Origin of the sequence: Pseudomonas sp. Pseu.R1, from assembly GCF_045764065.1 — a bacterium.
Classification (GTDB): domain Bacteria; phylum Pseudomonadota; class Gammaproteobacteria; order Pseudomonadales; family Pseudomonadaceae; genus Aquipseudomonas.
Map to the genome: position 1 here is coordinate 3095149 of NZ_JBJGEE020000001.1, position 18810 is coordinate 3113958.

Sequence of the window (18810 nt, forward strand, 5' to 3'; positions counted from 1 at the left end):
GACTCAGCGGTAAACCGGGAAATCGGCGCACAGCGCGGCGACTTGGCTGGCAACATTGGCCTCGACATCGGCATCGCCGAGGTTGTCGAGAATGTCGCAGATCCAGCCGGCCAGCGTGACGCACTGGGTAACTTTGAAACCGCGGGTGGTGACCGCCGGGGTGCCGATACGCAGGCCCGACGTCACGAACGGCGATTGTGGGTCGTTCGGTACGGCGTTTTTGTTGACGGTGATGTGCGAGCGGCCCAGAGCGGCGTCGGCATCTTTACCGGTCAGGCCCTGACGGATCAGGCTGACGAGGAACAGGTGGTTGTCGGTGCCACCGGAAACTACGTCGTAACCGCGATCGATGAACACCTGCGCCATGGCCTGGGCGTTTTCGATCACTTGCTGTTGGTAGGCTTTGAAACCCGGCTCCAGCGCTTCCTTGAAGCACACGGCTTTGGCTGCGATGACGTGCATCAGCGGGCCACCTTGAGCGCCCGGGAATACGGCGGCGTTCAGTTTCTTTTCGATCTCTTCGTTGGACTTGGCCAGGATCAGACCGCCACGTGGACCGCGCAGGGTTTTGTGGGTGGTGGTGGTGACCACGTCAGCGTACGGCAGCGGGTTCGGGTACAGGCCAGCAGCGACCAGACCGGCCACGTGGGCCATGTCGACGAACAGCAGCGCACCGACTTTGTCAGCGATCTGACGGAAGCGTGGGAAGTCCAGAGTCTTCGAGTACGCCGAGAAACCGGCGACGATCATTTTTGGCTTGTGCTCAACGGCCAGACGCTCGACTTCGTCGTAGTCGATCAGACCGGTGGTAGTGTCGATGCCGTATTGAACAGCGTTGTAGAGCTTGCCCGAGGACGACACTTTGGCGCCGTGAGTCAGGTGACCGCCGTGGGCCAGGCTCATGCCCAGAATGGTGTCGCCCGCTTGCAGCAGTGCCAGGTAAACGGCGCTGTTGGCCGAAGAACCGGAGTGCGGCTGCACGTTGGCGTAGTCAGCACCGAACAGTTGCTTGGCGCGGTCGATAGCTAGTTGCTCGACTTTGTCGACGTATTCGCAGCCGCCGTAGTAACGCTTGCCCGGGTAGCCTTCTGCGTATTTGTTGGTCAGGCCGCTGCCCTGGGCCTGCATCACGCGCTTGCTGGTGTAGTTTTCCGAGGCGATCAGCTCGATGTGATCTTCCTGACGCTGCTCTTCGGCATTCATCGCTGCCAACAGTGCATCGTCGTAACCCTGGATTTGGTCTTGCTTGCTGAACATCGCGGATCTCCCAGCGGCGGCGCGGCGCCTGAATTGTCGTGTCAGAGCTTTTGAATCGCTCTTTGATGGCGATACTAGGGCTGACGCAAACAGACCAGATGCCTACGCACGCCACGCAAAGGCGCGTTTACGACATGGGTTTGGAGAGACCGGCAGATGCGCGATTGCGACACCCTTTTTGATCGTTCCCACGCTCCGCGTGGGAATGCATCTCGTGACGCTCTGCGTCACTGCGGTAGAGGGCGCAGAGCGCCCGAGGCGGCGTTACCACGCGGAGCGTGGGAACGATCAGGTTCAAACAAAAAATCCCCGGGCTGGGCCGGGGATTTTTAGAGGAGACGATGTCGCAATCAGACCGATTTGGCTGGCAACAATCCGTCGGCCCTGAACATGCCGCGAATACCGCGAACCGCTTGACGAATCCGGTCCTGGTTCTCGATCAACGCAAAACGCACGTGATCGTCGCCGTACTCACCAAAACCGACGCCCGGCGATACGCACACCTTGGCCTCAGCCAGCAGCTTCTTGGCGAACTCAAGCGACCCCAGATGAGCATAGGCCTCGGGAATCTTGGCCCAGACGTACATCGACGCTTTCGGGTTTTCCACCATCCAGCCCAACTCGTGCAGACCTTTAACCAGCACGTTGCGGCGCTGACGGTACTGTTCGGCGATGTCGAGCACACACTGCTGATCGCCCTCCAGTGCAGCAATGGCCGCGACCTGCAGTGGGGTGAAGGTCCCGTAGTCGTGGTAGCTCTTGATCCGCGCCAGTGCGCTGACCAACTCAGGATTGCCGACCATGAAACCAATCCGCCAGCCCGCCATGTTGTAGCTCTTGGACAGGGTGAAGAACTCCACCGCAATGTCCTTGGCGCCCGGCACCTGCATGATCGACGGGGCTTTCCAGCCGTCGTAGACGATGTCAGCGTAGGCCAGGTCGTGAACCACCAGCACGTCGTACTGTTTGGCCAGCGCGACCACGCGCTCGAAGAAGTCCAATTCGACACACTGGGCGGTCGGGTTGGACGGAAAGCCGAGAATCATCATCTTTGGCTTGGGAATCGAACCACGAATGGCTTTTTCCAGCTCGGCGAAGAAGTCCACGCCCGGAATCAGTGGCACAGAGCGCACCTGCGCCCCGGCGATCACGGCGCCGTAGATGTGGATTGGATAGCTGGGGTTCGGCACCAGCACGGTGTCGCCCTGATCGAGGGTGGCGAGCATCAGGTGTGCCAGCCCTTCTTTCGAGCCGATGGTGACGATGGCTTCGCTTTCGGGGTCGATGTCGACCTCGTAACGGGTTTTGTACCAGGTAGAGATCGCCCGACGCAGACGCGGAATGCCACGCGAAGTCGAGTAGCCGTGAGTGTCTTCACGTTGGGCGACGGTGACCAGTTTTTCGACGATATGCGGCGGCGTTGCCCCATCGGGGTTGCCCATGCTCAGGTCGATGATGTCCTCACCACGACGACGAGCGGCCATTTTCAGCTCGGCAGTGATGTTGAACACGTAAGGGGGGAGTCGATCGATACGCGCAAAGCGGCGCGGCGAACCGTGGTCAGCCATGGAAACCTCAAGAAGACGTAAGCGCCCGGAACCGTCCGAGCGACGCTGGCCACTGCGGTGGCCTGGTGCGGAAGATAAGCGTCGTGATGGCGGTTTGTCTACAAGGATCTCAGATCAGCCCGCTCCTACAGGATCAGCGTTCGCAGCGCGTACAGGAGCAAAAAATGCAGCGGATAAATCAGATACGCCCACCTGCGCATTGGCCAGACATCGAAACCCGGACGCCAGCGTAATATCGCCAACCCCAGCCAAGGCCCCAGCAAACAGGTGATCAAGGCACCAATTGAAATCGGATCGCCCCACAACATCCCATCAATAATCTTCGACCACTCATTGCTCAATAAACACACAATCCCCGGCACCACCGCCAGCCACAGCGACCCACGCAGCACCAGCAAAAACGCCGTCGGTAGCAGCACGCCGAAGGCGCCAAACATCAGTTGCGGCGCAAAAGCGACGCCGATGCCCAGCGCCATAAACCCAAAAATCCGAGCCTGCCATGAGCGATGGATGGCGCCCTGTGCAACCAGCAATCCCAGCGCCAGCGTCGGCAACACATTGAACGTCGTCACTTCGTCCGCAATGAACAGCCGATACGGGAACTCCGAGACCACGGAAAATACGGCCAGCCACGTCAGATATTTCCAACTCACACGGGGCTGCGCCGAACCTCGTCCGACGTTCACCGCAATCGCCAGGCAAAACCACGCGAACGCCAGACGCCCCGGCACATACAGCCAGTCCACGTGCCACCCGACATAGCGCAGATGGTCCATGACCATACTCACTATCGCCAACCACTTGAGCAGGTCCAGTGCCCGATCACGCACAGGGCGGACCGCTGATGTCGTTTCGCTCATTTCACCCTACTGCTTTGCTGAACTTTCCGACGCAAGAATGCATGACCAAACCCTCGATTCTTGGTTACAGTCCCAGCCTTCGATTACAAGGAACCGGCCATGTCAGACCAAAGCCAGCAGTTTGCCAGCGACAACTATTCGGGAATCTGCCCGGAAGCCTGGGCGGCGATGGAGCAAGCCAACCACGGGCATCAACGCGCCTATGGCGACGACCAATGGACAGCGCGCGCTGCCGATCAATTCCGTCAGTTGTTCGAGAACGACTGTGAAGTGTTTTTTGCCTTCAACGGAACGGCCGCCAACTCGCTGGCCCTGTCATCGCTGTGCCAGAGTTACCACAGCGTCATCTGCTCTGAAACCGCCCACGTCGAAACCGACGAATGCGGCGCTCCGGAATTTTTCTCCAACGGCTCGAAATTGCTGACCGCCCGTAGCGAGAACGGCAAGCTGACGCCCGCCTCGATTCGCGAAGTCGCACTCAAGCGCGCCGATATTCATTACCCCAAACCCCGCGTTGTGACGCTGACCCAAGCGACCGAGGTCGGCAGCGTCTATCTGCCAGAAGAGCTGAAAGCCATCAGCGAAACCTGCAAGGAACTGGGCCTGAACCTGCACATGGACGGCGCCCGCTTCGCCAACGCCTGTGCGTATCTGGGCTGCTCGCCTGCCGAACTGACCTGGAAATCAGGCATCGACGTCCTGTGTTTCGGCGGGACCAAAAACGGCATGGCGGTGGGTGAGGCGATTCTGTTCTTCAACCGCAAACTGGCCGAAGACTTCGACTACCGCTGCAAGCAGGCGGGGCAACTGGCGTCGAAGATGCGTTTCCTGTCCGCGCCATGGGTCGGCTTGCTGGAAAACGATGCCTGGCTCAAACACGCCAGCCACGCCAACGGCTGCGCGCAGTTGCTGGCCGAACTGGTCAAAGACATTCCCGGCGTGGAGCTGATGTTCCCGGTGCAGGCTAACGGCGTGTTCCTGCAACTGTCGGAAGCGGCCATCGCCGCACTGACCGCCAAAGGCTGGCGTTTCTACACCTTCATCGGGAGCGGCGGCGCACGGTTCATGTGCTCGTGGGACACCGAAGTGTCACGCGTGCGGGAGCTGGCGGCGGACATTCGGTTGGTGATGGGGGCTTGATTCGTCCGGTCAGACGCAACCTTCCTGTGGGAGCGAATTCATTCGCGATGGCGTCGGCACACCCAACATCACCGTTGCCTGACACACCGATTCGCGAATGAATTCGCTCCCACAGGGAAAGGTGGCAGCCAGATCGATTGTGCAAACCAATCGGTCGTCTCCGACCCTTCACCCCTGCGCGATGGTCTTCTCGATCACCTCAACCGTCGCGCTGACCTGTTCCTCATACCGGCTCAACTCAGCCGCATGCTGCTGCTTGAGTTCAACCTGCTTCGAGCACAGGTTCAGCGCCGCCAGCACCAGCAAGCGGTCACCGATCAGGGCCGGGTAATTACGTTTGGTCTCGGTCAGCGCCGCTTTAAGCAGCATGACGGCATCCATCAAGGCCTGTTCCTGCCCCTCAGGTGCCTTGATCGTGTATTCGTTGCCGAGAATGGAAATGACCTTGGTGGAGTCACGATCCATGATCATGCGCTGACCGCGCTCGCACTGGTGGCCCGGTCAACCAGCGCCTGAATACGCGCGGCAGTGGCGCCCTGCTTCTCTTCCTGCTCCAGCAGGCTCAGTTGTAGGCTGTCGTTTTCATCCCTGGCTTGCTTCAACTCCTGGGCGAGTTGCGCGTTCGTGTTCTGCAGTTCCTGATTTTGCTGTACCAGGTCACTGACGAGCTTTTCCAACTGGCTAAGGGATGCTTCCAACATTTTGATTTCTCAGGCAAATTTCAAAGGGCGCGTACGATAAAGAAAAGTCACTCCTGCTACCAGTGAAATCAGGGCATTCACGCCACAACACCGACCAGAAAAAGCACATCTTTTGCTTCAATTGCGCAAACGCGTAACGGACGTGATTGACTGCGTTTTCCCCCTCTTGTTCCTGCTGTTCGTCAGATGAGCTTCACTGCGGCATAAGCGCGCAGGAGCGAACCAAAGGGTTCAAGTCTTGCGCGGTATGACCGATAAGCCAGGCATCCCCTTTCAAACCTCCCCTTTGCACGCATGGATTGCGGCTTTCTCAGGAACCGTCATGTCCCTCCGCAATATGAACATCGCGCCCCGCGCTTTCCTCGGTTTTTCCATCATCGGCCTATTGATGCTGGTGCTTGGCATCTTCGCGCTGACCCAGATGAGCAAAATCAACGATGCCACCGAAACCATGGCCACCAACAGCATGCCCAGCATCAAGGCGCTGGATAAGCTGACCGAAGCCAGCATTCGTCTGCGCGTGCTGTCCTATCGCTTGATGCTCAACCGCGAGACCGATACCCAGCAAAAAACCATCGAACTGCTGGCCATGCGCAACCGCCAGATCGAAGATGCTCGCGCCATTTACGTCAAGCTGATCGCCGCGCCTGAAGAGCAAGCCACGTATGACCAATACGTCAAACTGCTGAACGACTACCGCGTGCTCGAAGACCGCATGAAGTCCTTGAGCAACGCCAACAAGCTCGACGAACTGACCGCGCTGCTCAATAACGATCTGCAAACCAATTCCGACCAGATGAACGTGGTGCTGGGCAAGCTGGTAGAGATCAACACCCAACAGCTCAACGACACCAACAAGATGGCGTCTGACCAGTATTCGACGGCGATTACCATGGTCGTCACCCTCCTGATCATCGCCACCGTGCTGACGCTGCTGTTCGCCTGGCTGCTGACCAACAGCATCACCCGTCCGATCGCGTCGGCGCTGAATGCTGCCGAGGAAATCGCCGAGGGCGATCTGACCCGAACCATCCGCGTCGACGGCACCGACGAGGCGGGCCGGCTGTTGGCCGCCATGCTGAAAATGCAATCCAAATTGCGCGACACCCTGCAACGCATCTCGGGTTCGGCCACTCAACTGGCGTCGGCTGCTGAAGAGTTGAACACCGTCACCGACGAAAGCGCTCGCGGTCTGTCGCAGCAGAACAACGAAATCGAGCAAGCCGCCACTGCGGTCAACGAAATGACCAGCGCCGTCGAAGAAGTCGCCCGCAACGCCGTGAGCACCTCCGAGGCGTCGAAAAACGCCACCACTTCGGCCAGCGACGGTCGCGATCTGGTACAGGAAACCGTGAGCGCCATCGAGCGCATGAGCAGCGACGTGCAGGGCACTGCGACCCTGATCGGCAACCTGGCCGACGAATCCCGCGACATCGGCAAAGTGCTGGACGTGATCCGTGGCCTGGCCGACCAGACCAACCTGCTGGCCCTGAACGCCGCCATCGAAGCTGCCCGCGCGGGTGAAGCCGGTCGTGGTTTTGCCGTCGTGGCGGACGAAGTGCGCGCACTGGCTCATCGCACTCAGCAGTCGACCAGCGAAATCGAGCGCATGATCGGCAGCATTCAAGGTGGCACCGAACAGGCCGTGAATTCGATGCGCAGCAGCACAGAACGCGCCGAATCGACGCTGAACATCGCCAAAGGCGCAGGCGTTGCGCTGGACACCATCAACAGCGCGGTCGTGGAAATCAACGAGCGCAACCTGGTCATCGCCAGCGCGGCGGAAGAACAGGCCCAAGTGGCCCGTGAAGTGGATCGCAATCTGGTCAACATCCGCGACCTGTCGACTCAATCAGCGACCGGCGCCAACCAGACCAGCGCGGCGAGCAATGAGCTGTCGCGTCTGGCGGTGGATTTGAACGGGATGGTGGCGCGGTTCAGGTTGTAGTTACCGTGAGCGACAACGCATAAACACTGTGGGAGTCGGCTTGCTGGCGAGTGCGGAACAACAGACACATTCTCAGTGAATGACACAACGCCTTCGCCAGCAAGGCGGCTCCCACACTGCTCTGTGTCGAGCCATGAATTCAGGACCGGCGCCGATTCTGTGGGAGCCGCCCTGGTGGCGAATGCGGGTGGCCAGGCAACATAAAATCTCCCACAAGAGTCAACTCGTTCGAATCAATACTCGATCCGCACATCCCCTTTCGGCACGCTGCAGCACGACAGGATGTAACCCTCTTCCACGTCATCATCAGTGATGCCGCCGTTGTGCTCCATCTCCACTTCGCCGCTCAGCTTCATTACCTTGCACGTACCGCAGATGCCCATACCGCAGGCTTTCGGGATCATCAGCCCCAGCTTGGCGGCTGCCGCGTGAACGGTTTCCCCTGGCGCCACACGAATGCTCTTGCCCGTGTCGGTGAACTCGACCTGATGCAGTTCGGCGACGTCGATTTCCGGCGCCTCGGCGGCCTGTTCGGCGTGCTCCACAGCGTCGGCGCGGGCTTCTGGCGGGGTCGCGCCAAAGGATTCTTCGTGGTACTGCGCCATGTTGAAGCCGTTGGCTTCCAGCAAGCGCTTGACCGCGTTCATGTACGGCGTCGGGCCGCAGCAGAACACTTCACGCTCCATGAAATCTGGCGCCATCAGCTCCAGCATTTTCTGGTTCAGGTAGCCTCGATAACCGGCCCACGGCTCGCCCAGCCCGTGTTTCTCACAGACGATGTGCAGCGAGAAGTTGTTGATCCGCGACGCCATCTGCTCCAGCTCGCGGTGGTAGATGATGTCTTTCGGCGAGCGCGAGCTGTGGACGAACACCATGTCGACGTTGGCGTTGGTGTCGTAATACCAGCGGGCCATGGACATCACTGGCGTGATACCGACGCCGCCGCTCAAGTAGAGGATTTTCGGGTTCGGGAAGTCGATGGCGTTAAACAGCCCGACCGGCCCGTGTACCGCCAATTCCTGGCCTTCGTGCAGGTTGTCGTGCAACCAGTTGGAGACCTTGCCGCCCGGGACGCGTTTGATGGTCACGGAGAAGCTGTACGGCACCGACGGCGAACTGGAAATGGTGTAGGAGCGCATGATCGGCACGCCTTCAATTTCCAGCTCCAGCGTGACGAACTGACCGGGCTTGAAGAAGAACAGAATCGGCTGGTCAGCCATGAAGCAAAAGGTGCGTACGTCCCAGGTTTCCTGGATCACTTTGACGACCCGCACCACGTGGCGGCCATTGGCCCAGGTCTGTGTGGTAACCGGGTTTAGGAAATTCTGGGACATGCTTACTCTCCACAGCCGCCTGTCGGCCTCTTATGGTGGCGATTCTGCGTAACGCACAACGCGCCTATTTACCTATCAGCGACATTCACATACTTATGGCGACCAGCCCCGGTCTATAGGGCTTACGTAGTCGGAAACGGATTCGGCCATGTCGCCCATGGATAAGGTTCACGTCGCGCCCGGCTCCACACTCGCCGCTAAATCGTTATGACATTTTTACACCCATAAACATGAGCGACAGCTGCATCGGTCGCCTCGCGTGCCAGACACACAACACAACCGTATTAGCCACATTCGTAGGCCGCTGAAATTGCGGTCTGAGGACTTGAAAGATGGACGTCACCGCAACTCTGAGCCTGGGCGATCCGCTGGAACCCGCACGCAAGGCCACTGCCGAAATGCTGCAAACCCGCGAGCGCACCTACTCGCTGCCGCAGCCTTTCTACAGTGATGACCGACTGTTTGAAATCGACATGCAGGAAATCTTTCAAAAAGAATGGCTGATCGCTGGCATGACCTGCGAAATCCCGGCCAAGGGCAACTTTTTGACCCTGGAAATCGGCAAGAACCCGATCCTCGTCGTACGCACCCCGGACGGCTCGATCAACGCCTTCCACAACGTTTGCCGTCACCGCGGTTCGCGCCTGTGCACCAAAGAGAAAGGCAAAGTCGCCAAACTGGTGTGCCCGTACCACCAGTGGACTTACGAACTGGATGGTCGTCTGCTGTACGCGGGCACCGAAATGGGCGCCGACTTCGACATGAAGAATTTCAGCCTCAAGCCTGTGCATTGCAAGGTCTCGGGCGGCTATATCTTCATCAGCCTGGCGGAAAACCCACCGGCCATCGACGAGTTCCTGCAGACGCTGAATCACTACATGGAACCGTACGACATGGAAAACACCAAGGTGGCAGTGCAAACCACCTTGATGGAAAAAGCCAACTGGAAGCTGGTGCTGGAAAATAATCGCGAGTGCTACCACTGCAGCGGCTCGCACCCTGAACTGCTGAACACCCTGCTGGAATGGGACGACACCAACGATCCGCGTGCCGACCAGAAATTCAAGGATCACGTCGCCGAGTCCGCCGCCGCGTGGGAAGCCGAGAAGATCCCTTACCTGCACAAGAGCTTCGGCCTGCGTAACCGCATCGTGCGCATGCCGCTGCTCAAAGGCACCGTTTCCATGACGATGGACGGCAAGCAGGGCAGCAAGAAGCTCATGGGCCGCATCCAGAACCCGGATCTGGGTTCGATGCGCATCCTGCACCTGCCGCACTCCTGGAACCACTGCATGGGCGACCACGTCATCGTGTTCACCGTGTGGCCGATCAGCGCCCAGGAAACCATGGTCACCACCAAATGGCTGGTGCACAAAGACGCCGTCGAAGGCGTGGACTACGACGTCGCCCGCCTGCGCGAAGTCTGGGACGCCACCAACGACCAGGACCGTCGCCTGGCCGAAGAAAACCAGCGCGGCATCAACTCCGTCGCCTACCAGCCTGGCCCTTACTCGAAGACCTACGAGTTCGGCGTGGTCAACTTCATCGACTGGTACAGCGCCAAGCTGCTTGAAAACATGGGCGCCGAGCCTGCGCCGTATCTGAAGGGTGTGGCGGTTAACCACGAGTAAGACCTGCATAGCCGTCCTTGTGGGGGCCGGCTTGCTGGCGAACGCGTAGAGTCATTCAGCACTGATTTGACTGAGCCAACGCATTCGCCAGCAAGCCGGCTCCCACAGGTTCGGCGTGAACGAAAAATCTGGATTCGACGCAATACTGGTGGGAGCCGCCTTGGTGGCGAATGCAGTTAACCAGACACCATAGAATCTCCCACAACGGATACCTCACGCCCCGTTCTGATCAAAAAACGCTCAACCCCGCCTCGTATCAATCCCGCCGCACCTCTTCGTCATTCACAAACAACTTATCCACAGCACAACCCACAGTAATTGTGAGGAACATGGAATTCGGCTGTGCAAAAACTCAGAAAAAACCGTGAGTTATTCAGCCCGACATGAATGAGAAAGGCCTGGTCGTTTTTTGATCAACAGCCTGAACGCCTTGATCAAAGAGGCCTCCAGGTGAGAGCGAACACCTTATCCACAGAGGAACCAACAGAGAATGTGCGCAACTCGCATATCCGCATGACCTGCTGTGGAAAAGAGGCACTCATGACAGTTTTAAGTGGTTTCAAGATTAAAGCTGCCAGAAAACCGTCCGATAGATCATTTTTTAACCAGCTTCGTGAATGCCTTGATTTTAAAGGCTCTTGGCATGTAGCGAACAACTTATCCACATAAGCGCCAACAGAGAATGTGGGCAAAACAACCTGATATAGCACGAGGCATAACGGGAAAAAGCTTTAAAAAATAGACAGATAACCTGCTCATAATTTAATCAACGCTCTGAAAGCCTTACAGATCGGGCGCTTCATCAATAGCCAAACAGTTTATCCACAGGTGAATCAACAGCGGATGTGGGTATGTGGGTAAAGCCGCGACGCTTCGAATCAGAATCGTCTGACATCTTCTCATTGTCGCAAGCGCTAAGGTGCTCTACCCAAACGCCATGATTCGACATGCTCGCGAGGCATACATGATGCGAACGATACTTTCTTGGGCCGCCCTCTTCGTCCTGTTCACGGGATGGCTGTTAACCCAAAGCGGTCTTGCGATAGACGCCCCCAGTGACGTGCTGGCAGTGCTGATATTCGCTGTACTCTTCATTGCTCCTACAGTGTCATTTCTCAGTAGCAACCGAAGGGTATTTCGCGCTTATGCCCGCAAACCTAACCGGAAGCTGGTGATGCGGCTGATTTTTGGCAAAGCGAAGCGCGTGCCCAGACAGCGAGAAGAGTTGCTTGACCGTTAGCAGAGCGCCGACCTCGCGTGGTTCTGGGAATCGTCTGACATCGCGATATTTTTTGGAGGGATCTGAGGAAGTACTATTCAGCAAAAGCAAACAACGAAATTCGCACCGCTCGAGCGGGATTCTGGAAAGGTGTATCGCAGAGCCTTATAGCATCAGGATTGTTCACACTGCTCATCGGCTGCCTCGTCTTCTTCACCTGGAGCCTGAAACAGGGGCCGCGTCAGGTCATCGAGCAAGTCTTTGACGTGATGATCGTCGATACAACCCCAGCAAGCCGGCAGTAGCGGTAGATGACCCACAGTCTTAAATGCAAAAGGCGCCACACCGGCGCCTTTTGCGTGAGAACGAAGCGAATGGCCTACCGAACCACTCCCTCCTCCACCAACAGCTTCAAAATCGCCGCAGCGCCTTCCTGAGGCGTAACACCCTTCAGCACCTGCCCACCGCCGCCACTAGCCTTCGCCGTCGCAGCCTTCATCCGGTCCGCGCCGCTTTTCGCTTTGATCACCTTCAAACGTTTCGGGCGAGGTTTGGCCGGGGTCAGTTCGGCGCCTGTGAATAACTCGTCGATGGTGACTTCGATCTGTTCCACATCCAGCGTGCCGCGCTGCGCCGGGCCGTAGGCGCTTTGCCGTGGCTTGGGTGCGGCGTTGTCCACAGTGGCGAGAAATGGCAGGCGCACTTTGAGGCGGCGGCGTTGGCCGCGTGGCAAGGCTTGCAGCACTTGGGCGGAGCCGTTGCTCATGGACTCGACCTCGGCCATGCCCACCACAAGCGGCCAGCCAAGTTTTTCGGCCAGCAGGTACGGCAACATGCCCGAGCCTTCGCCGGTCTCGGCCTGAGTGCCCGCAAGCACCATTTGGACGCCGGACTCGCGGATGTAATCGGCCAGCCCCGGCAGCGCGTCGGCGCCTTCGGGTTGGTCGAGGACGTGCAGTTCTTTCAGGCCCATGCCCAAGTAGGCACGCAACGCAGGCTCTTCGGCGTTACCAGCATGTAGGACATGCAAGTTATCCCCAGCCAATTGCAAGCCCAGTTCAACGGCGCGGGCGTCTTGTTCAGCACGGCGCGGGCGACCCGAAGTCGGGTGCGCGCCAATGGAGACCAGGCTGATGACGTGCAACGCGCTTTTATCCACAGGCAGTTTTTTGTCAGGCTGCATCGCGTTTCGCCTCGTTCCGGTAGGCTTCGACTGCCTCGATGAGTGCATCCATCACCGCAGCGCTTTCGCCAATCACTGACAAATCAGCACGTTTGATCATGTCGCAGGTCGGGTCCATGTTGATCGCCACAACTTTGTCGCACGCGCCGATGCCTTGTAAGTGCTGAATGGCACCAGAGATACCCACAGCCACGTACACACGGGCCGTGACCCAGGTACCGGATGCACCGACCTGACGATCGCGAGTCATGAAGCCATCGTCCACCGCCACGCGGGATGCACCCTCTGTCGCGCCCAACGCTGCGGCAGTACGGTGGAACAGATCCCAGTCCTTGACCCCGTTACCGCCGGAGAAAATGAATTCAGCTTCGGCCATGGGGATAAGTGCCGGGTCAACGGCCACGGCACCGAGGTCTTCGATGCGCGGCAGGCTGCGGGCGATGGTTGTGGACAACTCCACCGGCAGTGCTTCGTGTCGGGTTTCGCTGACCGGCTCGGCGCATTCGGCAGCCGCCAGAATCAGGCGCGCAACGGGACGGGAAATGTCTTCACGCCCAGCGCCTGCGCGGCCTGTGGCCTGCTCGTCTTTGACCTGCCAGACACGTGTCGCCGGGCGTTCGCCCAAACTGGCTGCAAAACGACGCCCCAACTCGCCACCACCGGTGCGGCTGTCGGGCAGCAACCAGTGGCGTGGATCGAACTGGTTATCCACAGCGCGTAAACCTTGAATACGTTGCTCGGGTGAATAACCGGCAAACTCGGCGCCGTCCATGATCAGCAAACGGTCAACGCCCGCTGTATCGAACGCGCTTTCCTTGTGCTCGCCAAAGACCACGGCCAGTACAGCGCCGTCCTTGCCTGCCAACCCATGGGCCAGCCCCAGCAGATCGCGGTCGTGGCTGCTCAAGCGGCCGCCGACCATGTCCGGCACGACGGCGATATAGAAAGCAGGCTCTGCCACCTGATGCAGCGGCAGTTGCACTTCAACCGATGCCGAACGCTTGGTGGTGCCGCCCTGTTGCGCGCCACTGCGGTCGATGCGCTTGATGCCGTTGGGGCCGATGAAGCCAATGCCGTGTACATTTTTGCGGACCAGGCCATTTGGTCCCATCCAGCTGCTTTGCACCGGCTGCATGGCCGCGTGCAGTGGATGAAGCCGGTTGCGGGCGATCCACTCGGCACGAGGGTCGCGGCGGATAATGTCGCTCATCAGTGCGCCTCCGCAGGTTCACGTTTGACGGGGGCCGGCTTGGCCGGTGCGGCGTCTTCCACCAGCGCGTCGGCGACCAGTTCGGCGATGTCCTTGATCATCGGACGCGGCTCGACCACGCCCTCCAGCATCGCCGTGCATTGTGGACAACCCACGGCCACCAGCTCAGCACCGGTTTCGCGGATGTCTTCCATGCGCATATCGGGAATACGTTGCTTGCCCGGAATGTCGGTGATCGGTGCGCCGCCACCACCGCCGCAGCAGCGGGAGCGGAAACCGGAGCGTTGCATCTCTTTCACCTCAATGCCCAGCGCCTTGAGCACCTGACGCGGTGCTTCGTACTCGCCGTTGTAGCGACCCAGGTAGCACGGATCGTGATAGGTCACGCTGCTGCCTTTGTGCTGACCAAGGCTAAGCGCGCCGTCGCCAATCAGCTCCGACATGTAGGTGCTGTGGTGTTGCACGAGGTAGTTGCCATCAAAGGCACCGTACTCGTTTTTCAGCACATGGAAGCTGTGCGGGTCGCAAGTGACGATGCGTTTGAAGCTGTATTTGGACAGCGTCTGAATGTTGCGTTTGGCGAGCATCTGGAAGGTGGCTTCATCGCCCAGACGACGGGCCACGTCGCCGCTGTCGCGTTCTTCAAGACCCAACACGGCGAAGTCGACTTTGGCCGCTTTCAGCACTTTGACAAAGGCGCGCAGGGTGCGCTGGTTGCGCATGTCGAATGCACCATCACCGACCCAGAACAGCACGTCAGTGGTCTTCTTCTCGCTCATCAGGCTGAGGTTCAGGTCAGCCGCCCAGTTCAGACGACCGCCCGGCGCGAAGCCGCCCGGGTTGTCGGTAGCGATGAGGTTTTCCAGGACTTCGGCGCCCTTGTTCGGGGTCGCGCCTTTTTCCAGAGTCAGGTGACGGCGCATGTCGACGATGGCGTCCACGTGCTCGATCATCATCGGGCACTCTTCCACGCAGGCGCGGCAAGTGGTGCACGACCACAGGGTTTCGGCATCGACCAGACCGTTGACGATCGGTTGATGCGGGTTACCGCCGTGCTCGCCTACTGGTTTGCCTGGATACGGGCTGCCTGCGAACTTGGCGTCGGTGCCACCCGCCAAGCCGACGACCATGTCCTGAATCAGCTTTTTCGGGTTCAGCGGCTGGCCTGCCGCAAATGCAGGGCACGCAGCCTCGCATTTACCGCACTGCACGCAGGCGTCGAAGCCCAGCAGTTGGTTCCAGGTGAAGTCCTTGGGTTTTTCAACGCCCAGCGGCGCAGTCGGGTCTGCCAGATCGAGCGGTTTGAGGCCGGTGGAGCGGCCGCCGCCAAAACGCTCGGCGCGACGGTGCCACGCCAGGTGTAACGCACCGGCGAAGGCGTGTTTCATCGGGCCGCCCCAGGTCATTCCGAAGAACAATTCGGAAACGCCCCACAGCACGCCGATCCCCAAGATGACTGCCAGCAGCCAGCCGCCGAAGTTTTCCGGCAGGATGCCCGCAACGGGCAGGGTCACCAGGAAGAACGACCCGGAGAACGCCAGCAGGCTTTTCGGAAGGCGCATCCACGGGCCTTTGGACAGGCGGCTCGGCGGGTTGAGGCGGCGTCTGTAAACGAAAATCGCACCGACGAACATCACCGCCGACATCAGCAGCAGCGCATAGCCGAGGATGCGGTTATGCAGGCCGAAACCGTGAACCAGGATCGCCAGCAGAATCGACGCCACTGCACCGCCCGCCGTCGCGACGTGGGTGTTGGCGATGTATTTGTCCCGCGCGACCACGTGGTGCAAATCGACCATGTAGCGCTTGGGCATGGCCAGCAGGCCGCCGATCAGATCGACCTTGGACGCACGCCCGTTGCGCCACATGGACACCCGTCGCAAGGCGCCGAGGATCGCAAGACCCAGGGCGGCGAACAGCAGGATGGGAAGAAGGGTGTTTAACATGGGGAGCTCCCGCAGAACTCAGGGTCAAGCACGATGATCGCTCCCACGCTCTGCGTGGGAATGCCGCCGGGACGCTCCGCGTCGCTTCGAACGCAGACGCGGAGCGTCATGGGCGAGCGTTACCACGCGGAGCGTGGGAACGATCAGATCGCCGATTAGAAGTCTTTACACAGCCGCAGTGCGTCGTAGATGGCAGCGTGGGTATTACGCTGCGCCACGCAATCACCGATGCGGAACAGCAGGTAGCCATCACCCGCCTGACTCAACGACGGTTGCGGCTGGATCGCGAACAGGGCGTCGATGTCAATCTGGCCTTTGTTGCGCGAGCCTTCCTTCATGCCGTAATACAGCTCTTCGTCAGGACGCACGCCGTTCTCGATGACCACCTGATCGACCACACGCTCCTCTTTGGCGCCGGTGTATTCGTTCTCCAACACCGCCACCAGCTTGTCGCCTTCGCGGTAGACCTTCTCCAGCATCATGTCGCCGGTCATGATGATTTCTTTCGGGTACATGCTGCGGTAGTACGTCGGGAACGACGTACCGCCCATGGCCACACCCGGCTTGATGTCATCGGTGACGATCTCGACCAGGCTGCCCTTGTCGGCCATGAAGTCGGCGACCGACATCCCGGTGAATTCGCAGATGGTGTCGTAGACCAGCACGTTCTTGGCGGGTGCAACCTTGCCGTCGAGCACGTCCCAACTGCTGACGACCAAACCTTCCGCCGCGCCCCAGTGCTCGTTCTGCTCGATGAACGGATGACCGCCCACCGCCAGAATCACCACATCAGGACGCAGGTCCATGATGGTTGGAATGTCCGCCGCCGTGCCTAAACGCAGGTCGACCTTCAGACGTGCCAGCTCCAGTTGATACCAGCGAGTGATACCGGCGATCTGGTCGCGTTGTGGTGCTTTGGAAGCCGTGGTGATCTGGCCGCCAATGGCGTCTTTCTTCTCGAACAGGGTCACGTCGTGGCCACGTTCAGCCGACACACGTGCCGCTTCCATCCCCGCCGGGCCGGCACCGACGATCACCACTTTGCGTTTCACGCCGGTGGTTTTCTCGATGATGTGCGGCAGGCCCATGTATTCACGGGAGGTCGCGGCGTTCTGGATGCACAGCACGTCCAGACCCTGGTACTGGCGGTCGATGCAATAGTTGGCACCGACGCACTGACGGATCTGGTCAACCTGGCCCATCTTGATCTTGGTGATCAGGTGCGGGTCAGCGATGTGCGCGCGGGTCATGCCGACCATGTCGACGTAACCGCCTTCCAGAATACGGGTTGCCTGGTTCGGGTCCTTGATGTTCTGCGCGTGCAGAACCGGCGCCTTGACCACTTCCTTGATACCGGCCGCCAAATGCAGGAACGGCTCCGGTGGATAACTCATGTTTGGAATCACGTTGGCCAGGGTGTTGTGCGTGTCGCAACCCGAGCCCACCACACCGATGAAGTCGATCATGCCGGTCTGGTCGTAGTACTTGGCGATCTCTTTCATGTCTTCATGGCTGAGACCGTCCGGGTGGAATTCGTCACCGCAAATACGCAGGCCAACACAGAAGTCAGGACCGACTTCTTTACGCACGGCCTTGATCACTTCCAGACCAAAACGCATGCGGTTTTCGAAGCTGCCGCCCCACTCGTCCGTACGCTTGTTGACCCGCGGACTCCAGAACTGGTCGATCATGTGCTGGTGCACAGCCGACAGCTCGACACCGTCCAAACCACCGGCTTTCGCGCGGGCAGCGGCGCTGGCGTAGTTGCCGATCACCCGCCAGATTTCTTCCGGTTCGATGGTTTTACAGGTCGCACGGTGCACCGGCTCACGGATGCCCGATGGCGACATCAGCGTCGGCCAATGGTCGCCGTCCCAACGAGAACGACGGCCCATGTGGGTAATCTGAATCATGATCTTGGCGCCGTGCTTGTGCATGGCGTCGGCCAGATTCTGGAAGTGCGGGATGATTTTGTCGGTCGCCAGGTTGACCGATTTCCACCAGCTTTGCGGGCTGTCGATGGCAACGGTGGAGGAGCCGCCGCAGATGGCCAGGCCGATACCGCCCTTGGCTTTCTCCTCGTAATACTTCACGTAACGGTCGGTGGTCATGCCACCGTCGGTGGCATAGACCTCGGCGTGTGCGGTACTGAGGACGCGGTTGCGGATTGTCAGTTTGCCGATCTGAATCGGCTGAAACATTGCTTCGAAAGCCATCTCACGGTCCTCGGCTTACAACGGTTTTACGACGAACAGACCATCTTCGTGGCCTTCTTCCGAACCGCCGTAAACCTGCTCGGCCACGGTGCGAACGGAACTGCCTTTGGCAGCGAGAATCTGGTCCATGGCACCGGCAAACCAGCCCGTGAACATGTAATCGACCTTGCGACCGACCTTGCCGTACACGTAAACGAAAGCAGAGTGCTCAAGCTTCACGCTGCAAGTGCCTTTATCCAGGTCGATTTCCTGAATCTTGAACAGGCCCCAACCACGCTGGGACAGACGGTTCATGTAATGCTCGAACACCGCGACGCCTTCAATGCCATGGCACTCGGCTTCTTTCTCACACCAGTGCCAGGCGGACTTGTAACCAGCCTTGTAGAGAATCTCGGCGTAGGCTTCAGCGCCCAGCACTTCCTCGATGCCCATGTGGTTGTTCACGAAGAAATGGCGCGGCACGTACAGCATCGGCAGGGCGTCGGTGGTCCAGACACCGGTCTCGCTGTCGACTTCGATGGGCAATTGCGGGGCGATCTTGGCCATGGAAACTTAACTCCAGAAAAATTTTGTTGGATGCCCCCTCCGCGGAAGGGA

The 18810-nt window shown here is 59.2% G+C and carries 14 protein-coding genes and 1 pseudogene; 4 read left to right on the plus strand and 11 right to left on the minus strand.

The features are described 5' to 3' along the window. Window positions 1-3: 3 nt before the first annotated feature. From glyA to ACI5GA_RS14375, 3 genes are all read right to left on the minus strand, one after another. The gene (gene glyA, locus ACI5GA_RS14365; protein WP_404636636.1) at window positions 4-1257 is read right to left on the minus strand and encodes a serine hydroxymethyltransferase; all 1254 of its coding nucleotides are present in this window, start codon (window positions 1255-1257) and stop codon (window positions 4-6) included. Between the two features lie 350 nt (window positions 1258-1607). Continuing rightward, window positions 1608-2825, minus strand: coding sequence for an alanine transaminase (gene alaC, locus ACI5GA_RS14370; RefSeq protein ID WP_404636637.1), 1218 nt, complete (start codon window positions 2823-2825; stop codon window positions 1608-1610). Between the two features lie 125 nt (window positions 2826-2950). Further along, entirely contained in the window at window positions 2951-3685 is a 735-nt protein-coding gene (locus ACI5GA_RS14375) for a TraX family protein (protein WP_421423062.1), read from the minus strand. Between the two features lie 99 nt (window positions 3686-3784). Between ACI5GA_RS14375 and ACI5GA_RS14380 the strand changes: the two genes are divergently transcribed. Next, complete coding sequence (locus tag ACI5GA_RS14380; protein WP_421423063.1) at window positions 3785-4825, plus strand: low specificity L-threonine aldolase; 1041 nt, start codon at window positions 3785-3787, stop codon at window positions 4823-4825. 168 nt (window positions 4826-4993) lie between these two features. On the opposite strand, the gene ACI5GA_RS14385 is transcribed toward ACI5GA_RS14380, so the two are convergent. After that, complete coding sequence (locus ACI5GA_RS14385; RefSeq protein WP_404636640.1) at window positions 4994-5296, minus strand: cell division protein ZapA; 303 nt, start codon at window positions 5294-5296, stop codon at window positions 4994-4996. Next, complete coding sequence (locus ACI5GA_RS14390; protein WP_421423064.1) at window positions 5293-5526, minus strand: hypothetical protein; 234 nt, start codon at window positions 5524-5526, stop codon at window positions 5293-5295. Before ACI5GA_RS14390 ends, ACI5GA_RS14385 begins: the two co-directional genes overlap by 4 nt. Before the next feature lie 337 nt (window positions 5527-5863). Here ACI5GA_RS14390 and ACI5GA_RS14395 point away from each other — a divergent pair. Beyond that, window positions 5864-6619, plus strand: a pseudogene (locus ACI5GA_RS14395) (MCP four helix bundle domain-containing protein); the annotation flags it as partial. Then, on the plus strand, window positions 6611-7474 hold the full coding sequence (locus ACI5GA_RS14400; RefSeq protein ID WP_404637011.1) for a methyl-accepting chemotaxis protein: 864 nt from the start codon (window positions 6611-6613) through the stop codon (window positions 7472-7474). The pseudogene ACI5GA_RS14395 and the gene ACI5GA_RS14400, both read left to right, overlap by 9 nt. 233 nt (window positions 7475-7707) lie before the next feature. Here the strand turns inward: ACI5GA_RS14400 and gbcB are convergent, their stop codons facing one another. Continuing rightward, window positions 7708-8808: a glycine-betaine demethylase subunit GbcB gene (gene gbcB, locus ACI5GA_RS14405; protein WP_404636642.1), complete on the minus strand. Its 1101-nt coding sequence runs from the start codon at window positions 8806-8808 to the stop codon at window positions 7708-7710. 332 nt (window positions 8809-9140) lie between these two features. On the opposite strand from gbcB, the gene gbcA reads away from it, so the two are divergent. After that, window positions 9141-10439 carry a glycine-betaine demethylase subunit GbcA gene (gbcA, locus tag ACI5GA_RS14410; RefSeq protein ID WP_404636643.1) on the plus strand — a complete coding sequence of 433 codons (1299 nt, stop codon included), beginning with the start codon at window positions 9141-9143 and terminating at the stop codon, window positions 10437-10439. A gap of 1598 nt (window positions 10440-12037) precedes the next feature. On the opposite strand, the gene ACI5GA_RS14415 is transcribed toward gbcA, so the two are convergent. From ACI5GA_RS14415 to ACI5GA_RS14435, 5 genes are all read right to left on the minus strand, one after another. Beyond that, a complete protein-coding gene (locus tag ACI5GA_RS14415; RefSeq protein ID WP_404636644.1) occupies window positions 12038-12841 on the minus strand; it encodes an electron transfer flavoprotein subunit beta in 804 nt (267 codons plus the stop codon). Next, window positions 12831-14051, minus strand: coding sequence for an electron transfer flavoprotein subunit alpha/FixB family protein (locus ACI5GA_RS14420; RefSeq protein ID WP_421423066.1), 1221 nt, complete (start codon window positions 14049-14051; stop codon window positions 12831-12833). The genes ACI5GA_RS14415 and ACI5GA_RS14420 overlap by 11 nt, the downstream gene beginning before the upstream one ends. Beyond that, the gene (gene dgcB / locus ACI5GA_RS14425; protein WP_404636646.1) at window positions 14051-15997 is read right to left on the minus strand and encodes a dimethylglycine demethylation protein DgcB; all 1947 of its coding nucleotides are present in this window, start codon (window positions 15995-15997) and stop codon (window positions 14051-14053) included. The genes ACI5GA_RS14420 and dgcB overlap by 1 nt, the downstream gene beginning before the upstream one ends. A gap of 155 nt (window positions 15998-16152) precedes the next feature. Next, window positions 16153-18213: a dimethylglycine demethylation protein DgcA gene (gene dgcA, locus ACI5GA_RS14430; protein WP_421423067.1), complete on the minus strand. Its 2061-nt coding sequence runs from the start codon at window positions 18211-18213 to the stop codon at window positions 16153-16155. A gap of 15 nt (window positions 18214-18228) precedes the next feature. After that, a complete protein-coding gene (locus ACI5GA_RS14435) occupies window positions 18229-18759 on the minus strand; it encodes a DUF5943 domain-containing protein (RefSeq protein WP_404636648.1) in 531 nt (176 codons plus the stop codon). Between the last annotated feature and the right edge of the window lie 51 nt (window positions 18760-18810).